Origin of the sequence: Streptomyces sp. NPDC026092, assembly GCF_040638605.1 — a bacterium.
Lineage (GTDB): Bacteria > Actinomycetota > Actinomycetes > Streptomycetales > Streptomycetaceae > Streptomyces.
Map to the genome: position 1 here is coordinate 188,221 of NZ_JBEZYN010000017.1, position 16,569 is coordinate 204,789.

At 70.6% G+C, this 16,569-nt stretch carries 15 protein-coding genes; 11 read left to right on the forward strand and 4 right to left on the reverse strand.

Features of this window, described 5'->3' with window-relative positions; genetic code table 11:
- Positions 1–42 precede the first annotated feature (42 nt).
- From AB0F56_RS26420 to AB0F56_RS26455, 8 genes are all read left to right on the forward strand, one after another.
- Complete coding sequence (locus AB0F56_RS26420; protein WP_362013865.1) at positions 43–1,080, forward strand: BMP family ABC transporter substrate-binding protein; 1,038 nt, start codon at positions 43–45, stop codon at positions 1,078–1,080.
- Positions 1,081–1,276: 196 nt separating this feature from the next.
- Positions 1,277–2,869, forward strand: a complete 1,593-nt coding sequence (locus AB0F56_RS26425) for an ABC transporter ATP-binding protein (protein ID WP_362013900.1) — start codon at positions 1,277–1,279, stop codon at positions 2,867–2,869.
- Positions 2,866–3,978 carry an ABC transporter permease gene (locus AB0F56_RS26430; RefSeq protein ID WP_362013867.1) on the forward strand — a complete coding sequence of 371 codons (1,113 nt, stop codon included), beginning with the start codon at positions 2,866–2,868 and terminating at the stop codon, positions 3,976–3,978. Before AB0F56_RS26425 ends, AB0F56_RS26430 begins: the two co-directional genes overlap by 4 nt.
- Positions 3,975–5,264: an ABC transporter permease gene (locus tag AB0F56_RS26435; RefSeq protein ID WP_362013869.1), complete on the forward strand. Its 1,290-nt coding sequence runs from the start codon at positions 3,975–3,977 to the stop codon at positions 5,262–5,264. The genes AB0F56_RS26430 and AB0F56_RS26435 overlap by 4 nt, the downstream gene beginning before the upstream one ends.
- Positions 5,261–5,665: a cytidine deaminase gene (locus tag AB0F56_RS26440; RefSeq protein ID WP_362013870.1), complete on the forward strand. Its 405-nt coding sequence runs from the start codon at positions 5,261–5,263 to the stop codon at positions 5,663–5,665. The genes AB0F56_RS26435 and AB0F56_RS26440 overlap by 4 nt, the downstream gene beginning before the upstream one ends.
- Before the next feature lie 82 nt (positions 5,666–5,747).
- Positions 5,748–7,025, forward strand: coding sequence for a thymidine phosphorylase (locus tag AB0F56_RS26445; protein ID WP_362013872.1), 1,278 nt, complete (start codon positions 5,748–5,750; stop codon positions 7,023–7,025).
- Between the two features lie 97 nt (positions 7,026–7,122).
- Positions 7,123–7,413: an STAS domain-containing protein gene (locus AB0F56_RS26450; RefSeq protein WP_362013873.1), complete on the forward strand. Its 291-nt coding sequence runs from the start codon at positions 7,123–7,125 to the stop codon at positions 7,411–7,413.
- 109 nt (positions 7,414–7,522) lie between these two features.
- A complete protein-coding gene (locus AB0F56_RS26455; RefSeq protein ID WP_362013875.1) occupies positions 7,523–9,583 on the forward strand; it encodes a hypothetical protein in 2,061 nt (686 codons plus the stop codon).
- A 68-nt stretch (positions 9,584–9,651) separates the two neighbouring features.
- Here the strand turns inward: AB0F56_RS26455 and AB0F56_RS26460 are convergent, their stop codons facing one another.
- The 3 genes from AB0F56_RS26460 to AB0F56_RS26470 form a co-directional block, all read right to left on the reverse strand.
- Positions 9,652–10,626 (reverse strand): sigma-70 family RNA polymerase sigma factor, encoded by a 975-nt coding sequence (locus tag AB0F56_RS26460; protein ID WP_362013877.1) that lies wholly within the window; start codon positions 10,624–10,626, stop codon positions 9,652–9,654.
- An 83-nt stretch (positions 10,627–10,709) separates the two neighbouring features.
- Positions 10,710–11,357: a L,D-transpeptidase gene (locus tag AB0F56_RS26465; RefSeq protein ID WP_362013902.1), complete on the reverse strand. Its 648-nt coding sequence runs from the start codon at positions 11,355–11,357 to the stop codon at positions 10,710–10,712.
- Positions 11,358–11,483: 126 nt separating this feature from the next.
- Complete coding sequence (locus tag AB0F56_RS26470) at positions 11,484–12,752, reverse strand: MFS transporter (protein ID WP_362013878.1); 1,269 nt, start codon at positions 12,750–12,752, stop codon at positions 11,484–11,486.
- A 62-nt stretch (positions 12,753–12,814) separates the two neighbouring features.
- On the opposite strand from AB0F56_RS26470, the gene AB0F56_RS26475 reads away from it, so the two are divergent.
- The gene (locus AB0F56_RS26475; RefSeq protein ID WP_362013879.1) at positions 12,815–13,768 is read left to right on the forward strand and encodes a LysR family transcriptional regulator; all 954 of its coding nucleotides are present in this window, start codon (positions 12,815–12,817) and stop codon (positions 13,766–13,768) included.
- 116 nt (positions 13,769–13,884) lie between these two features.
- Here AB0F56_RS26475 and AB0F56_RS26480 read toward each other — a convergent pair whose 3' ends face one another.
- Positions 13,885–14,661, reverse strand: a complete 777-nt coding sequence (locus AB0F56_RS26480) for an alpha/beta hydrolase (protein ID WP_362013880.1) — start codon at positions 14,659–14,661, stop codon at positions 13,885–13,887.
- Positions 14,662–14,776: 115 nt separating this feature from the next.
- On the opposite strand from AB0F56_RS26480, the gene AB0F56_RS26485 reads away from it, so the two are divergent.
- Together AB0F56_RS26485 and AB0F56_RS26490 are read left to right on the forward strand one after the other, a co-directional pair.
- The gene (locus tag AB0F56_RS26485; RefSeq protein ID WP_362013882.1) at positions 14,777–15,931 is read left to right on the forward strand and encodes an adenosine deaminase; all 1,155 of its coding nucleotides are present in this window, start codon (positions 14,777–14,779) and stop codon (positions 15,929–15,931) included.
- Between the two features lie 151 nt (positions 15,932–16,082).
- Complete coding sequence (locus AB0F56_RS26490) at positions 16,083–16,448, forward strand: hypothetical protein (RefSeq protein ID WP_362013883.1); 366 nt, start codon at positions 16,083–16,085, stop codon at positions 16,446–16,448.
- Positions 16,449–16,569: the final 121 nt, after the last annotated feature.

A 16,569-nucleotide genomic window follows, 5' to 3' on the forward strand; every position in this document is an offset into this window, starting at 1 on the left:
CCGGAAGAGGCGCTTTCGGTCAGTCTCGAAGGGACCCTCCTCTTGCGCCGGGTATCCAAGATCGTTTCCGCGTCCATCGCGACTGCGGCCCTCGCTCTCACCGCCACCGCTTGCGGTGAGTCGTCCACCGAGTCCAGCTCCGACTCGGACTCCATCAAGGTCGGCATGGCCTACGACGTCGGCGGCCGTGGCGACAACTCCTTCAACGACTCCGCCGCGCGCGGTCTCGACAAGGCCAAGGCCGACCTCGGCGTCGAGACCAAGGAGCTCACCGCCAAGACCGGTGAGACCCCGGCCGACCGCGAGCAGCGCCTGACGTCCCTCGCCGAGGGCGGCTTCAACCCCGTCATCGGTGTCGGCTTCGCCTACAAGGACGCCATCGACAAGGTCGCCGCGAAGTTCCCGAAGACCACCTTCGGCCTGGTCGACTCGGTCTCCGAGGCGAAGAACGTCGACTCGATCGTCTTCACCGAGGAGCAGGGCTCGTACCTCGCCGGTGTCGCGGCGGCGCTCAAGTCCAAGGACGGCAAGATCGGCTTCATCGGCGGCGTCGACACCCCGCTGATCAAGAAGTTCGCCGCCGGCTTCCAGCAGGGCGTCAAGGACACCAAGCCGGACGCCTCGGTCACGATCCAGTACCTGTCCACCGGTACGGACTTCTCCGGCTTCGGCGCCCCGGACAAGGGCAAGGCCGCCGCCAAGGGCATGCTCGACAAGGGCATCGACGTCATCTACGCCGCCGCGGGCGGCTCCGGTGCCGGTGCCATCGAGGCCGTCGCCGCCAAGCCGGGCACCTGGGCGATCGGTGTCGACTCGGACCAGGCCAAGGACCCGGCCCTGTCGAAGTACGCCGGCTCGATCATGACCTCGATGGTCAAGAACGTCGACACCGGTGTCTTCGAGCTCGTCAAGTCCGTCCAGGACGGCAAGCCGGCGACCGGCACGCACGTCTACTCGCTGGCCGAGGACGGCGTCTCGCTGACCACCACGGGTGACCACCTCAAGGACATCCAGGCCCAGCTGGACGAGGCGAAGAAGAAGATCATCGACGGCCAGATCAAGGTCGCCACGACCCTCTGACGTTCCGTCGGAGGGGGGCCCGGAGAGCGGCTTCGGCCGACACTCCGGGCCCCCTTCACACGTACCCCCGTGGGCAGTTGAACGATTTTCCTGATGCTACGCGCGTAGCGCGCGGCCCACAGGGTATTTTTCGCCACCGACAGCGCCTGCGTTTCCGTCTCGTCCTCCTCACGCTCCCTGCCTAGGAGAGTGCGCCATCAAAGCCTCCAGCCCCAGCAGTCCCAACGCCGTAGAACTCCGCGGCATCACCAAGCGTTTCCCCGGAGTCGTGGCCAACCACGACATCGACATCACCGTGCGCCGCGGCACCGTGCACGCCCTCGTGGGCGAGAACGGCGCGGGCAAGTCGACCCTGATGAAGATCCTCTACGGCATGCAGAAGCCGGACGAGGGCACCATCACCGTCGACGGCGAGCTGGTGACCTTCAACAACCCCGGAGACGCCATCGCCCGCGGTGTCGGCATGGTGCACCAGCACTTCATGCTCGCGGACAACCTCACCGTCCTCGAGAACGTCGTCCTCGGCTCCGAGAAGCTGTACGGCATCGGCGACAAGGCTCGCGCCAAGATCAAGGAGATCTCCGACGCGTACGGCCTCGGCGTCCGCCCGAACGCCCTCATGGAGGACCTCGGTGTGGCCGACCGTCAGCGCGTGGAGATCCTCAAGGTTCTCTACCGCGGCGCCCGCACCCTGATCCTCGACGAGCCCACCGCCGTGCTCGTCCCGCAGGAGGTCGACGCGCTCTTCGACAACCTGCGCGAGCTCAAGGCCGAGGGCCTCACGGTCATCTTCATCTCGCACAAGCTGGGCGAGGTCCTGTCGGTCGCCGACGAGATCACCGTCATCCGGCGCGGCACCACGGTCGGCACCGCCGACCCGCGGCACACCACGACCAAGCAGCTCGCCGAGCTGATGGTCGGCGCCGAGCTGCCGTCGCCGGAGACCCGCGAGTCGACGGTCACCGACGTGCCGATGCTGACGGTCCGGGACCTGTCGCTGAGCGCCGTCGACCCCGACGGCGTGGTCCGCGCGGTCCTCGGCGGCATCACCTTCACCATCCACAAGGGCGAGGTGCTCGGCATCGCCGGCGTCGAGGGCAACGGCCAGTCCGAGCTCGTCGACACGATCATGGGCATGCGCCACGCCGACCGGGGTGTCGTGACCCTCGACGGCGCCGACATCTCGTCCGCCCCGACGCGCAAGCGGCGCGAGGACGGCATCGGCTGCATTCCCGAGGACCGCCACCGGCACGGTCTGCTCCTGGAGGCCCCTCTCTGGGAGAACCGCATCCTCGGCCACGTCACCGAGAAGCCCAACTCCAAGGGCGCCATCCTCGACCTCAAGGCCGCCCGCAAGGACACCGAGCGGATCGTCCGCGAGTACGACGTCCGTACCCCGGGCATCGAGGTCACCGCGGCCTCCCTCTCCGGCGGCAACCAGCAGAAGCTGATCGTCGGCCGCGAGATGAGCCACGACCCCAAGCTGCTGATCGCCGCGCACCCCACCCGCGGCGTGGACGTCGGCGCGCAGGCGCAGATCTGGGACCAGATCCGTTCGGCTCGCCGCGAGGGCCTGGCGGTCCTGCTGATCTCCGCCGACCTGGACGAGCTGATCGGCCTCTCCGACACCCTGCGCGTCATGTACCGCGGGCGTCTGGTCGCCGACGCCGATCCGGCGACCATCACCCCGGAGGAGCTCGGTTCGGCCATGACCGGCGCCGCCGCCGGTCACCTTGAGCACGATGAGAGCCCTGAGGGCACCGACGGCCCGGAGGACGAGGCCCGATGAAGAAGTTCGACAAGGAGCGGGTGCTCCTCGGCATCGCGGCACCACTGCTCGCGATCGTCGCCGCCTTCCTGATCACCGCCCTGGTGCTCGCGGCCACCGGCAAGGAGCCGTTCAGCGCCTTCGGCATCATGTTCGACTACGGCATCAAGTCGGACAGCCAGGTCTACATCATCAACAAGGCGACGACGTACTACCTGGCGGGCATCGCGGTGGCCATCGGCTTCCGCATGAACCTGTTCAACATCGGTGTCGACGGCCAGTACCGTCTCGCGGCCTTCTTCGCCGCCGCCGTCGGCGGGGCGCTGACCCTGCCGGGCATCGTCCAGATCCCGCTGATCATCATCACCGCGATGATCGTCGGCGCCATGTGGGCGGGCATCGCCGGTGTCCTCAAGACCACGCGGGGCGTCAGCGAGGTCGTCTCGACGATCATGCTGAACTTCATCGCGACCGCGATCATCGGCTACCTGCTCCAGCCCGGCCGCCTCGGCCACCTGGACGCGGCCGGCACCAAGGTCGCCACGACCCCGCTGCCGGAGTCCTCGCACTTCTTCGAGTTCCCGACCACGCCCACCCCGATCTACGGCTTCGTCGTCATCGCGGCCGTCGCGGGCGTCGGCTACTGGTTCACGCTCTCCCGCACCCGCTTCGGCTTCGACCTGCGCACCGTCGGCCAGTCCGACACGGCCGCCGCGGCCAGCGGTGTCAACGTGAAGAAGATGGTCGTCACGTCCATGCTGATCTCCGGCGGCATGGCCGGTCTGATCGGCATGCCGACGCTGCTCAACGACAGTTACGAGTTCGGCGGCGACTTCCCCGTCGGCATCGGTTTCACCGGTATCGCCATCGCCCTGCTCGGCCGCAACCACCCGATCGGCATCGCGCTCGCCGCGATCCTCTGGGGCTTCCTCGAGCGCGGCGGCCAGCAGCTGGAGTTCGAGGACTACGACCGGGAGATCGTCGGCGTCATGCAGGGCGTCATCGTCCTCTGCGTCGTCATCGCCTACGAGGTCGTCCGTCGCTACGGCGTCAAGCGCCAGCAGCGTCAGGTCGGCGAGAAGCTCGCGGCCCAGGCCCGTTCCAACAACACGACGGAGGTGTCGGCGTGACCGCCACGGCGACTTCCACCCCGCCGCCCGCGGCGCCCAAGGCGGCCGGTGGCAAGGGCGGCCGCACCCGCCTCTCGCTCCCCTGGATCCTGCTGATCGTCGCGGGCGGGCTCATCGCCCTCTCCGCCGTCCGGGCCATCACCGGCGCGCAGGACCTCACCTCGGCCGGCCAGATCGGTGCCGCGCTCTCGCTCGCCGTGCCGATCGGCCTCGCCGGTCTCGGCGGTCTGTGGTCCGAGCGCGCGGGTGTGGTCAACATCGGCCTCGAAGGCATGATGATCCTCGGCACCTTCTTCGGTGCCTGGGCCGGCTGGCAGACCAGCCCCTGGCTGGGCATCCTCGCCGGCATCGTGGGCGGCATGCTCGGCGGTCTGCTGCACGCGGTCGCCACCGTCACCTTCGGTGTCGACCACATCATCTCCGGTATCGCGATCAACATCCTCGCGGTCGGATTCACCACGTACTTCGCCAAGCTGTGGTTCAACAGCGGCGAGGCCGCGGCCAAGGGCGGCAGCCCCAAGCAGTCCCCGCCGGCCGAGGAGATCACCTCGGTCACGATCCCCGGTCTGTCCGACTGGCTGGCCGACATCGAGAAGCACCACTGGTTCGTGATCTCGGACATCGCCGGCATCCTCGGCGGTCTGGTCACCAATCTCTCGCTGGTCACGATCCTCGCCGTGCTGCTGGTGATCGGCACGTTCTTCGTGCTGTGGAAGACCGCGTTCGGTCTGCGCCTGCGCTCCTGCGGTGAGAACCCGATCGCCGCCGAGTCCCTCGGCGTCAACGTCTACAAGTACAAGTACATCGCCGTGATCGTCTCCGGCGGTCTCGCCGGTCTCGGTGGCGCGTTCCTGTCGCTGGTCACCTCGCACATCTACAACGAGGGCCAGACCGGTGGCCGCGGTTACATCGGCCTCGCGGCGATGATCTTCGGCAACTGGCGGCCGGGCGGCCTCGCCATGGGCGCGGGCCTGTTCGGCTTCGCCGACGCGCTCCAGCTGCGCAGTGGCGGCGAGTCGGTGCACGCGCTGCTCCTGCTGCTGTTCGCGGTCCTCGTGGCGATCGCCGCGTGGAAGGCGTACAAGAAGCGCTGGATCACCTCGTCCATCGCCATCGTCATCGGCGTCGGCGTCTTCATCTGGTACCTCGGTACGGACACGGTCCCGGTCGAGTTCGTCAGCGCCACGCCGTACGTGGTCACGCTGCTGGTGCTGTCGCTGTCGGCGCAGCGTCTGCGGATGCCCAAGGCGGACGGCATGCGGTACCGCAAGGGCGAGGGCAAGTGACCACGCCCGTCACCGAAGCCGACTGGGAGGCCCTGCGGAAGGAGGCGCGGGACGCCATGTCCCACGCCTACGCCCCGTACTCGGGCTACCCGGTCGGCGCGGCGGCCCTGGTCGACGACGGGCGCACGGTCTCCGGCTGCAACGTGGAGAACGCCTCGTACGGCCTCGGGCTGTGCGCGGAGTGCGGGCTCGTCTCGCGGCTCCAGGCCACCGGCGGCGGCCGGCTGACCCACTTCGTCTGCGTGGACGGCGAGGGCGCGCCCCTGGTCCCGTGCGGACGGTGCAGGCAGCTGCTGTACGAGTTCGGCGGCCCCGATCTCGTACTGGAGACCCCGGCCGGGTTCGTCACGCTGGCCGAGATGCTCCCGCAGGCCTTCGGCCCGGGCCACCTGGCCAGGTAACACCTCTGAGCGGCCCTTCCGGCACCATGGGAGGGCCGCTCTCTCCTCTTCCCCCTCTATGCGCGTAGAAAGAGGCACCACCATGGACGTCATCTCCGTCATCCGCACCAAGCGGGACAAGGGCGAGCTGAGCCCGGAGCAGATCGACTGGGTCATCGACGCCTACACCCGCGGCGTGGTCGCCGACGAGCAGATGTCCGCCCTGGCGATGGCGATCCTGCTCAACGGCATGAACCGCGCGGAGATCTCCCGCTGGACCGCCGCGATGATCGCGAGCGGCGAGCGCATGGACTTCTCCTCGCTCTCCCGCCCCACCTCGGACAAGCACTCCACCGGCGGCGTCGGCGACAAGATCACTCTCCCGCTCGCCCCGCTCGTCGCCGCCTGCGGCGCCGCCGTGCCGCAGCTCTCCGGCCGGGGCCTCGGCCACACGGGCGGCACGCTGGACAAGCTGGAGTCGATCCCGGGCTGGCGCGCCCTGCTCTCCAACGCGGAGATGCTGAACGTCCTGGACACGACCGGCGCGGTGATCTGCGCGGCGGGCGACGGTCTGGCGCCGGCCGACAAGAAGCTCTACGCGCTGCGCGACGTCACGGGCACCGTCGAGGCGATCCCGCTGATCGCGAGCTCGATCATGTCGAAGAAGATCGCCGAGGGCACGGGCTCGCTGGTCCTGGACGTGAAGGTCGGCACCGGCGCCTTCATGAAGAACCTCGCGGACGCGCAGGAGCTGGCCCACACCATGGTCGGCCTCGGCACGGACAGCGGTGTGAAGACGGTGGCGCTGCTCACCGACATGTCGACCCCGCTCGGCCTGACCGCGGGCAACGCCCTCGAGGTCCGCGAGTCCGTCGAGGTCCTGGCGGGCGGCGGCCCGGCGGACGTGGTCGAGCTGACGATCGCGCTCGCGCGCGAGATGCTCGACGCGGCCGGCATCAAGGACGCGGACCCGGCGAAGGCGCTCATGGACGGCTCGGCGATGGACGTCTGGCGCCGGATGATCGCGGCCCAGGGCGGCGACCCGGACGCGACCCTCCCGGTCGCCCGCGAGCAGCACGTCGTCACGGCCCCGTCCTCGGGCGTCCTGACCCGCCTCGACGCGTACGACATCGGCATCGCCGCCTGGCGCCTCGGCGCGGGCCGGGCCCGCAAGGAGGACCCGGTGCAGGCGGGCGCGGGCGTCGAGTTCCACGCCAAGCCGGGCGACACGGTCACGGCGGGCCAGCCCCTGCTGACCCTCCACACGGACACCCCGGAGAAGTTCGACTACGCCCTCAAGTCCCTGACCAGCTCCTGGGACATCGCCCCCGAGGGCACGGCGTTCACCCCGAACCCGATCGTCCTGGACCGCATCGCCTGACGAGACCCCCATGCGAACGGGACCGGCGGACTTCCGCCGGTCCCGTTCGGGCGCTCGGGCTCCGATGAGTTCCGGGCCCGGCGCGGGTCTTCCTGGTGTGGACACCGGTCGACCGCTCGTACTGACTCTGGCTTCCCGCGCCACCCCCGAGGAGGTGGCGCGGCTCTGCGCGCTGCTCGAAGGGGTCGCGCCCACCGAGGTGATCTGTGACGTCGGCGCGCTCGCGCACGCCGACCTCGCCGCCGTCGACGCCCTCGCCCGGCTGCGGCTCGCCACCGGGCGGCACGGCCACCGGCTGCGGTTCGAGGGCGTGGGCCCCGAACTGCTGGCCCTGCTCGCGTTCATGGGCCTCGACGTGGTGCTCGACGGTCGCGAGGGCCGACATTGATCGGCTGTAGGCGACGTGATCTCATGAGCGCCGATTGAACAGGGGTGCGATCACGGGGGCTGTCGTCGTCCGTCCGTACCCGGTACGGACACCCTTGGAGGCCCCTCCCATGACGCGCCGGCTGCTGCTGCCCCTCCTCGCCGCCCTACTGTCGGTGCTGTGGCCCGCGTCGCCCGCGAGCGCGGCGGTGCCGGCCGACTGCACCGTCCCCGGCGCGGAGACCCGCGGCATCGCCTCGTCGACCTGGGCGGTCACCGGATCCCTCGTGCACGAGGGCCGCGCCTACGTCGTGAGCCGGGGCCGCAAGCCGGTGGTCCTCGCCGAGTACGACCTCGCGCAGAAGCAGGTCGTCCGCGAGACCGTGATCCCGGACGGCCCCGGTGCGGGCGTGATCGAGGGCGGCTACGGCCTCGTGGCGTCCGGCGGCAAGCTGTACGTCGGCACGTACGTCGAGGCCGCGCTCTACAGCTACGACCTCGCCACCCACCAGGTCAAGCACCTGAAGACCTTCGGAGGAAGCGGCGACTTCATCTGGAGCCTCGCCGCCGCCCCGGACGGCACGATCTACGCCGGCACCTACGACACCGGCCGGGTGTACGAGTACAAGCCGGCGACCGGCGCGGTCCGGGACTTCGGGGTGCTCGCCACGGGCGAGCGCTACGTGCGCTCCCTCGCCGTCGACGGCACCGACGTCTACGCCGGCCTGCTCGACACCAAGAAGCTGGTCGCCGTCAACCGGTCCACCGGCGCCGTCCGCGTCCTGGCCCAGGGCGGCACCGGCTTCACCACCGTCTCCGTCGGCCGCACGCGCGTGCGCGGCACCAGCGGCAGCACGCTGTACGACGTGAAGACCGACGGCACCGACCTCAGGACGGTCTCCCTGGGCACGGAGTCGGGTGACGCGATGGGCCTGGCCCCCGACTACACCGTCTACCTGTCGACCCGTCCCGAGGGCAGGATCTACGAGTACAGGACGGGGTACACGGCCCCGAAGTACCTGGGCACCCCGGTGCCGCAGGACGAGACCCGCGGCCTCTCCCTGAACGGCACGACCCTCACCGGGTTCGCCGGCTTCGGCAAGGTGTGGCAGCTGGACATCGCCACCGGCGAGTCGTCGTCCACCAAGCTGAGGGACGCCGGGTTCAGCGAGGGCGCGGAGCGCCCGCAGTCGATCCTGCGCGCCTCCGACGGCCAGGTCTGGGTCGGCGGTCACTTCATCGTGAACGTCCACGCGCCCGACGGCTCCAAGCGCTTCGTCGAGATCCCCGGCGAGGCCAAGGCGCTGGTGGAGCGCAACGGGAAGATCTACTCGGCGCTGTACCCCAGCGGGCGCATCATCATGATCGACCCGGCGACGATCGATCCGGTGACGCAGACGTACCCGGTCACCGTCGTCGGACAGCTGCCCAGCGGTCAGCAGCGGCCGTGGGACATGGAGTACGACGCCGCCCGCGACCGGATCCTCGTGGCGACCGCACCGCTCGGCACCGGGCTGCAGGGCGCGCTGACCGTCTTCAGGTTCCCCGACCCGACCGCGGCGGAGCCGACGGCCACGCCCGACTCGTTCCCCGTCGTCACTAACGAGAGCCTGATGAGCCTCAGCGTGGGCCCGGACGGCACCGTCTACGTGGGCGCCGACATCCGCGGTGGTGGCGGCGCCCCGTCCACCTCGTGGAACACGGCCGCCAGTGTGGCCGCCTTCGACGCCGACCACGTCGACCAGACGACCGGCAAGAAGGGGAAGCTCCTGTGGGAGACGGACCCGTTCGCGGCGGACGGCTACGACACCCTCCAGGACGTCACCGTCCACAACGGCGTCCTGTACGGCGTCTACAAGCGCACCCCGACGACCGCCAAGCGCTGGTTCGCCATGAACCTGGCCACGCGCCAGATCGTCCACCAGGGCGACCTCCCCGGCTACGGCGAGGTCCAGGTGCACAACGACAAGGTGTTCGCCTCGACCTTCTTCAACGGCGACGTCCATCTGCTGGGCCCCGGACTGACGCAGGCCCAGCGTCTCGCCACCGCCCTCGACGACGAGTGGTACACCAACCCCCAGCTCGCCTTCGTCCCGGACACCTGGCAGGCCTGGGGCCTGGTCGGGCGCGACCTCGCCCTGCTGCGGCTCGACCCGTCCTGCCCGCAGGTCACCGGTCCGTACCCCTCCTGAGCCGAAAGGGGCGGGGCCGTCACCGACGGCCCCGCCCCTTTCGCATGTCCCCCGGGAACGGCGGGCGCCTAGCCTTCGAGCCGCTCCGGCAGGTCGAAGAGCGGGAACCAGCGCTTGGTGTCCAGGAAGAAGTCCATCCCGCCGACCTTGCCGTCCCGCAGCTCCAGGACGATCAGCGCCCACGGGCTGTATCCGCCCTCTGGGTCCGGGTGGTAGTGCGCGAAGGCGGGGGAGCCGTTGGCCACGGTCGGGACCAGCTTCGAGCCCCGGCAGACGTCGCCGACGCCGAGCATCCAGCCCACGATGTCGTCGTGGCCGCGCAGCCACAGGTCGTACGGCGGCATGGACATCGTCGCGTCCTCGTGCAGGAGCGCGGTCAGCGCCTTCATGTCGTACCCCTCGAAGGCCGCGACATAGCGCTCCAGGAGCTCCTTCTGCTCCTCGTCCAGCGGGTTCGCCGCGTCCGAGACCGCAGGTTCGTTCTCCGCGATCGTCGCGCGCGCCCGCTGGAGCGCGCTGTTGACCGAGGCGACCGAGGTGTCGAGCAGCTCGGCGACCTCGCTCGCCTTCCAGGCGAGGACCTCGCGCAGGATCAGCACCGCCCGCTGCTTCGGCGGCAGGTGCTGCAGGGCCGCGACGAACGCGAGCCGCACGGTCTCGCGGGAGACCGCCGTCTCCGCCGGGTCGGCCACCGACGGCAGCACCCGCCCGTCCGGGACGGGCTCCAGCCAGGTGATCTCCGGCCGGGCGTTCAACTGGGCCTGGGCGACCGGCGTCGCCGCCGTCAGGTCCATCGGCCTGGCCCGCCTGTTCCCCGCGTTCAGCGAGTCGAGGCAGACGTTCGTCGCGATGCGGTAGAGCCAGGAGCGCAGGCTGGAGCGCCCCTCGAAGGAGTCGAGGGACCGCCAGGCGCGGACCATCGTGTCCTGCACGGCGTCCTCGGCCTCGAAGGACGAGCCGAGCATCCGGTAGCAGTAACCGGTCAGCTCTGTGCGGTACTTCTCCAGCTGGGATTCGCGGTCCTCGGTCGCCAGGTCACTCATTGCAGGTCCACCCCACTCGCCCCTCACCGGCACCGGTGCTGTGCCGATGAGGGGAAGCTACCGCAGCCCACTGACAACCGGGGTCAGGTTCCCGGCTTCCGCCCGTAGACGAACACGTCGTCGCCGTTCCTGAGCAGGTTCCAGTACGCCTTGGCGTCGGCCGGGCGCATGTTGACGCAGCCGCCCGAGCCCGGCGGGTTCCACATGGACTTCGTCGTGGAGTGGAAGGCCTGGCCGCCGTCGAAGAACTGCGAGTACGGCATGGAGACGTGGTAGATCGTCGACCAGTGGTTGATCTTGCGCCAGTAGATCTTCTTGGCGCCGGTACGGGTCTCGGTCCCGTCCTTGCCCGTACGCACCGGCACCGGGCCGTACTTGAGCGTCTTGCCGTCCTGGATCCAGGTCAGCTGCCGCGTCAGGTCGACGCAGGCGATCCGGCCCTTGTTGGTCGGACACTTACCGGCCTTGTTCGGGTTCTTCCCGGCGGCCTTCTGCTGGATCATCGTGTCCATCGTCCGCCAGGTCAGCGGACCGGCGAACCCCATGGTCGGGGTGATGCCGTGCGTGCGCTGGAAGGACTGGATCGCCTTGCAGTCGGCGAGCGACTGCTTTCCGTCGACCGTCCGGCCCAGGAACTTCTCCACCTGCTTCTGGTACGGCCCGGTCGTCACGTTGCACGACGCGGCCTGGGCCGTCCCGGCGCCGAGGGCGACCGTCAGCGGCACCACCATCGAGGTGATGCCGAGGACGATCCCGGCGCGCTTCCGTATTCCGTTCATGATCACCAACTCCCCCTAGGGTCCTAAGACTTAGGACGACCGGGGGAGCGTTCCGGTTGTACGCGATCGGGAGCGGATTCAGTGCGCCGTACGGAGCTGTGGCCTCCGGGCCGCGACCCGGGCGCTGTGGCTGCCGTAGAGGGTGATCGACACGACGCCGAGGACCGCGACCAGGCCCAGGAGGACGGTGCCCGCCCAGCCGCCGGAGTGGAAGGCGATGGCGCCGAGCGTGCCGCCGACGCTGCTGCCGATGTAGTACGCGGACTGGTAGAGCGCCGAGGCCTGCGCCCGGCCGGTCTTCGCGGTCCGGCTCACCGAGGAGGAGGCGACCGCGTGCCCGGCGAAGAAGCCGGCCGTGATCAGGACCAGGCCCGCCAGGACGGCGGTGAGGCTGTCGGCGAGCGAGAGCAGCAGCCCGGTGGCGGTCGTGCCGACGGCCAGGTAGAGCGCCCCGCGCCGGCCGAGCCGTCCGACCAGCTTTCCGGCGGCGGCGGAGGAGACCGTACCGACGAGGTACACCAGGAAGATCGAGCCGATCACGCCCTGGGGGAGCGAGAACGGGGCCTCGACGAGCCGGTAGCCGATCACGGTGTAGACCGCGCCGAACACGGTCATGAAGAGCGCGCCGATCGCGTACAGCCGCACGAGGAGCGGGTCGGAGAGGTGGGTGCGGACGGCGGCGGCGAGCAGCTTGGGGTTGAGTGAACCGGGCGTGAAGTGCCGGGCCTTGGGAATCAGCACCCGGAACACGACCGCGCAGACCACGGCCATCAGACCGACCGCGAGGAGCCCGGCGCGCCAGCCCCACATCTGGGCCACCCAGCCGGTGACGATACGGCCGCTCATGCCGCCGATCGAGTTGCCCGCGACGAAGAGCCCGATCGCGGCGATCAGTGCCTTCGGCCGCACCTCCTCGGCCAGGAACGCCATCGCGGAGGCCGGCAGGCCCGCGAGCGCCGCGCCCTGGACGGCGCGCAGGGCGACCAGCCACTCCAGGTTCGGGGCGAAGGGGACGAGCAGGCCGAGGGCGACCGCGACGGCGAGCGAGACGGTCATCATCCGGCGGCGCCCGAAGCGCTCGGACAGGGCGCTCATCGGCAGGACCAGGAGCGCGAGGGCGCCGGTCGCGGCGGAGACCGTCCAGGACGCGGCGGAGGCGCCGGCGCCGAACTCGGCGGAGATCGCGGGGAGGAGGGCCTGGGTGGAGTAGAGGAGCGCGAAGGCGGCGAGACCTGCGGCGAAGAGCGCGAAGCTCATCCGGCGGTGGCCGGGCGCTCCGGGGGCGAGGCGGGTGTCGAGGGCGGCCGTGCGGGTGGCGGCGGCCGCCTCGGTACTGGCGGAAGGCATACATAGAACGTAGGACGATTGTTTTTATGCGTCCAATGCATGGAACTGCTGTAATCGTTCCTATGGCGCATGAGTACAGGTCACAGGGTCGGCTGTCACCGAGTAGTTACGAAGAAGACATGGGGCTGCTGCTCGCGCCACGGCTCGCGTACTTCGCGGCGGTGGCGCGGCACGAGCATGTGACGCGGGCGGCGGCGGAGATGGGCGTCCCGCAATCGACGCTCTCCCGGGCGATGGTCAGGCTGGAACAGGACCTGGGGGTCGCCCTCTTCGCCCGCAAGGGCCGGACGGTCTCGCTGACCCCGGCGGGCCGGACGTTCCTCGGCTCGGCGGAGCGGGCGCTCGCGGAGGTGGAGCGGGCGGCCGACTCCGTACGGGCGGACGCGGACCCGACGGCGGGCCGGGTCGCGTTCGGCTTCCTCCACACGATGGGCTCGGAAACGGTCCCGGCTTTGCTCCGAGCCTTCCGGGTGGACCACCCCCGGATCCGCTTCACGCTGGTCCAGAACTACGGCGAGGCGATGATCGAGCGCCTGCGGGCCGGGGACCTGGACCTGTGCCTGACGTCCCCGGTCCCGGACGCCCCGGACCTGGTGGCCCGCCGCCTGGACGAGCAGCGCCTGCGCCTGGTCGTCCCGGACGACCACCGCCTCGCCTCCCGCAAGCGGGTCCGCCTGGCGGAGGCGGCCGACGAGACCTTCGTGACCCTGGAACCCGGCTACGGCCTCCGCCGCATCACGGACGACCTGTGCGCCGAGGCCGGCTTCACGCCACGCGTCGCCTTCGAGGGCGAGGAGGCGGAGACCCTCCGCGGCCTGGTGGCGGCGGGCCTCGGCGTGGCCCTCCTCCCACCCCCTGCGGTCCCCCGCCCCGGCGTCGTGGAACTCACGGTCACGGCCCCCCGAGCCATCCGCGAAATCGGCGTAGCCTGGCTGGACGGCCACCCGGACACCCCTCCAGTAGCCGCCTTCAAAAAGTTCCTCCTCAACAAACGAGGCCACCTCCTCCCGGACTGACCACCGCCCGGGGGCGGGCCCGCCCCGGCGGCGCGAAGCTGCCGCGTCCCGCCGCCGGAGGCCGGCGCCCCCGTCCCGTCAGGGTTTCGGGGAGGCGCAGGTAGGGGGAATTCCCCCTACCTGCGCCCCGTCCCGCCGAAGCCCGCCGCCAAGGGCATCCTCAACCCCAACGGCGGCGGAGCCGCCAGTGCGTCGGCCAAGGGGCGTGAGTACGGGTGGGCGAAGAGGGTGCCCAGGACGAAGTCCGTGGCCAGGGCGCGGACCTCCTCGTGGTACTGGCGCAGCGCGTGGCCGTCCGAGTGGACCTCGAAGCGGCACGTGTCGCGGTTCGCCTTCTTCGCCCGTACCGCGAGCCGGTACGACAACTCCGGGTCCGTGCGCGCGTCGTTCGTGCCGTGCACCAGCAGGACCCGGCGGCCCACCAACTGCCGTACCGGCTCCGGCTCCGCCGCCACGTCGTCCTCCGGCAGCCACGGAGCGAGCCCGAGCACCGCGTCGACCGCCGCATGCCCCGCCGCCCGCAACGCCGCCCGCGCGCCCATCCCGTGGCCGGCCAGGCAGACCGGGACGTCGCCGTACCGCCGTACCGCCTCCGCCACCGCCCACGCCGCGTCCGCCGCCAGCGCCGCGTCCGTACCGTTCCAGCCGCGCCCCCGGTACCGCACCACGTGCGCCACCAGGCCCTCCCCGCGGCCCGCCCTGACGAGCTGTCGGCCCAGCGGCAGCAGCGCCGCGTGCGCCCTGACCGAGGCGCCGCGCGCGGACGCGACCTCCCCGTCCGGGAGGAGCAGGACCACACCGCCCACCGCCGTACCGGGGTGCGATGCGCCGACGGGCCGTCCCAGCCGGGGTGTCCGGCTCCCTGCGGTCCCTACGAGTGCGGAGTGCGCCATGGCAGAACAGTCTCAGAAGGCGAGGTGTACGCCATCCGTACGCGCGGTCACTGTTACGTATCGACAAGCGAGTTGAGGAGGGGGCCTCTACGCGCGTAGGGGCTAGAGTGCCGCAATGACGAGCCCTACCCACAGCCTCCCCACCGCGGACCAGATCCGCCGTGCCCCGAAGGTGCTCCTCCACGACCACCTCGACGGCGGCCTGCGCCCCGGCACGATCATCGAACTCGCCCTCGCCCAAGGCTACGACAACCTCCCCGAGACCGAGCCCGACAAGCTCGGCATCTGGTTCCGCGAGGCCGCCGACTCGGGCTCCCTCGAGCGGTATCTGGAGACCTTCGCGCACACCTGCGCCGTCATGCAGACCCGCGAGGCCCTCGTCCGCGTCGCCGCCGAGTGCGCGGTGGACCTCGCCGAGGACGGCGTCGTCTACGCCGAGGTGCGCTACGCCCCCGAGCAGCACCTGGAGGCCGGGCTCACCCTGGAGGAGGTCGTCGAGGCCGTCAACGAGGGCTTCCGCGAGGGCGAGCGGCAGGCGAGGGCGAACGGCCACCGCATCCGCGTGGGCGCCCTGCTGACCGCCATGCGGCACGCCGCCCGCGCCCTGGAGATCGCCGAACTGGCCAACCGCTACCGCGACTCCGGCGTCGTCGGCTTCGACATCGCGGGCGCCGAGGCCGGATACCCGCCCACCCGCCACCTCGACGCCTTCGAGTACCTCAAGCGGGAGAACAACCACTTCACGATCCACGCGGGCGAGGCCTTCGGCCTGCCGTCGATCTGGCAGGCCCTCCAGTGGTGCGGCGCCGACCGCCTGGGCCACGGCGTCCGCATCATCGACGACATCGAGGTCGCCGACGACGGCTCGGTCAAGCTCGGCCGGCTCGCCGCGTACGTACGGGACAAGCGCATCCCGCTGGAGATGTGCCCGACCTCCAACCTCCAGACCGGCGCCGCGGACTCCATCGCCGAGCACCCGATCGGCCTGCTCCGCCGGCTGCACTTCCGTACCACCGTGAATACCGACAACCGCTTGATGAGTGGTACGAGCATGAGCCGGGAATTCGAGCTGCTGATCGAGGCATTCGACTACACGCTCGACGACATGGCGTGGTTCACCGTCAATGCGATGAAATCAGCGTTCATTCCTTTCGATGAACGTCTCGCCATGATCAATGACGTCATCAAGCCCGGATATGCCGAGCTGAAGTCCGAATGGCTGTTCCAGCAGACCGCCACGACCAGTGAGTCTGCCGGGAAGTCCGGCTGAGCGAGGGCTTGGGGAGTGGGTGAAAGGCGGCCGGGGAACAGGTGACCGGCCGCCTTTCGGTGTTTGCGGGAGCGTCATCCGGTGGCTAAGTTGCAAAGCCGCTCTGCATTCCCCGAATTTCCTCCCCGAAATCCTCAAGGATGATTCTCTGATGAAGCAGTCTGCCGCCAAGACGCTCGGTGTCGCCGCCCTCGGTGCCGCTTTCGCCGCCGCCGCCGCGGGCACGGCCACCGCCGCCCCGGCGCTGCCCGCCGCCCCCGACGCGCTCAACACGGTCACCTCGGTCGTGCCGCTGGGTGACGGCCTCACCGAGCTCCCCGAGGGCGCCACCGAGTCCCTCCTCGGCGGCCAGGCCGCCGTCGACCAGGGCGCCAAGGCCGTCCCGGCCGCCGCCGGCCAGGCGCTGGAGCACGCCCCGCTCGACAACGCCACCGGCGCGCTCGCCAACACCCCGGTCGGCGGCCTCCTCGGCGGCCTGCCGGTCGGCGGCCTCGCCGGCGGCCTCCCGATCGGCTGATCACGCCGCACCCGTACGCCGATGGGGCGCTCACCCCGACCCGGTGAGCGCCCCCTCCGCCGACGTAAGTCCGCGCGGCCCGATCGGAAGAGGGGCGGGTAGGGGAAGAGTGTTCCAGTCG

Bases quoted from the DNA above. Each gene is read 5' to 3' on its own strand.
- AB0F56_RS26430 (WP_362013867.1), top strand. From the start codon at position 2,866: ATGAAGAAGTTCGACAAGGAGCGGGTGCTCCTCGGCATCGCGGCACCA.
- AB0F56_RS26445 (WP_362013872.1), top strand. From the start codon at position 5,748: ATGGACGTCATCTCCGTCATCCGCACCAAGCGGGACAAGGGCGAGCTG.
- AB0F56_RS26455 (WP_362013875.1), top strand. From the start codon at position 7,523: ATGACGCGCCGGCTGCTGCTGCCCCTCCTCGCCGCCCTACTGTCGGTG.
- AB0F56_RS26460 (WP_362013877.1), bottom strand. From the start codon at position 10,626: ATGAGTGACCTGGCGACCGAGGACCGCGAATCCCAGCTGGAGAAGTAC.
- AB0F56_RS26465 (WP_362013902.1), bottom strand. From the start codon at position 11,357: ATGGTGGTGCCGCTGACGGTCGCCCTCGGCGCCGGGACGGCCCAGGCC.
- AB0F56_RS26470 (WP_362013878.1), bottom strand. From the start codon at position 12,752: ATGCCTTCCGCCAGTACCGAGGCGGCCGCCGCCACCCGCACGGCCGCC.
- AB0F56_RS26475 (WP_362013879.1), top strand. From the start codon at position 12,815: ATGGCGCATGAGTACAGGTCACAGGGTCGGCTGTCACCGAGTAGTTAC.
- AB0F56_RS26480 (WP_362013880.1), bottom strand. From the start codon at position 14,661: ATGGCGCACTCCGCACTCGTAGGGACCGCAGGGAGCCGGACACCCCGG.
- AB0F56_RS26485 (WP_362013882.1), top strand. From the start codon at position 14,777: ATGACGAGCCCTACCCACAGCCTCCCCACCGCGGACCAGATCCGCCGT.
- AB0F56_RS26490 (WP_362013883.1), top strand. From the start codon at position 16,083: ATGAAGCAGTCTGCCGCCAAGACGCTCGGTGTCGCCGCCCTCGGTGCC.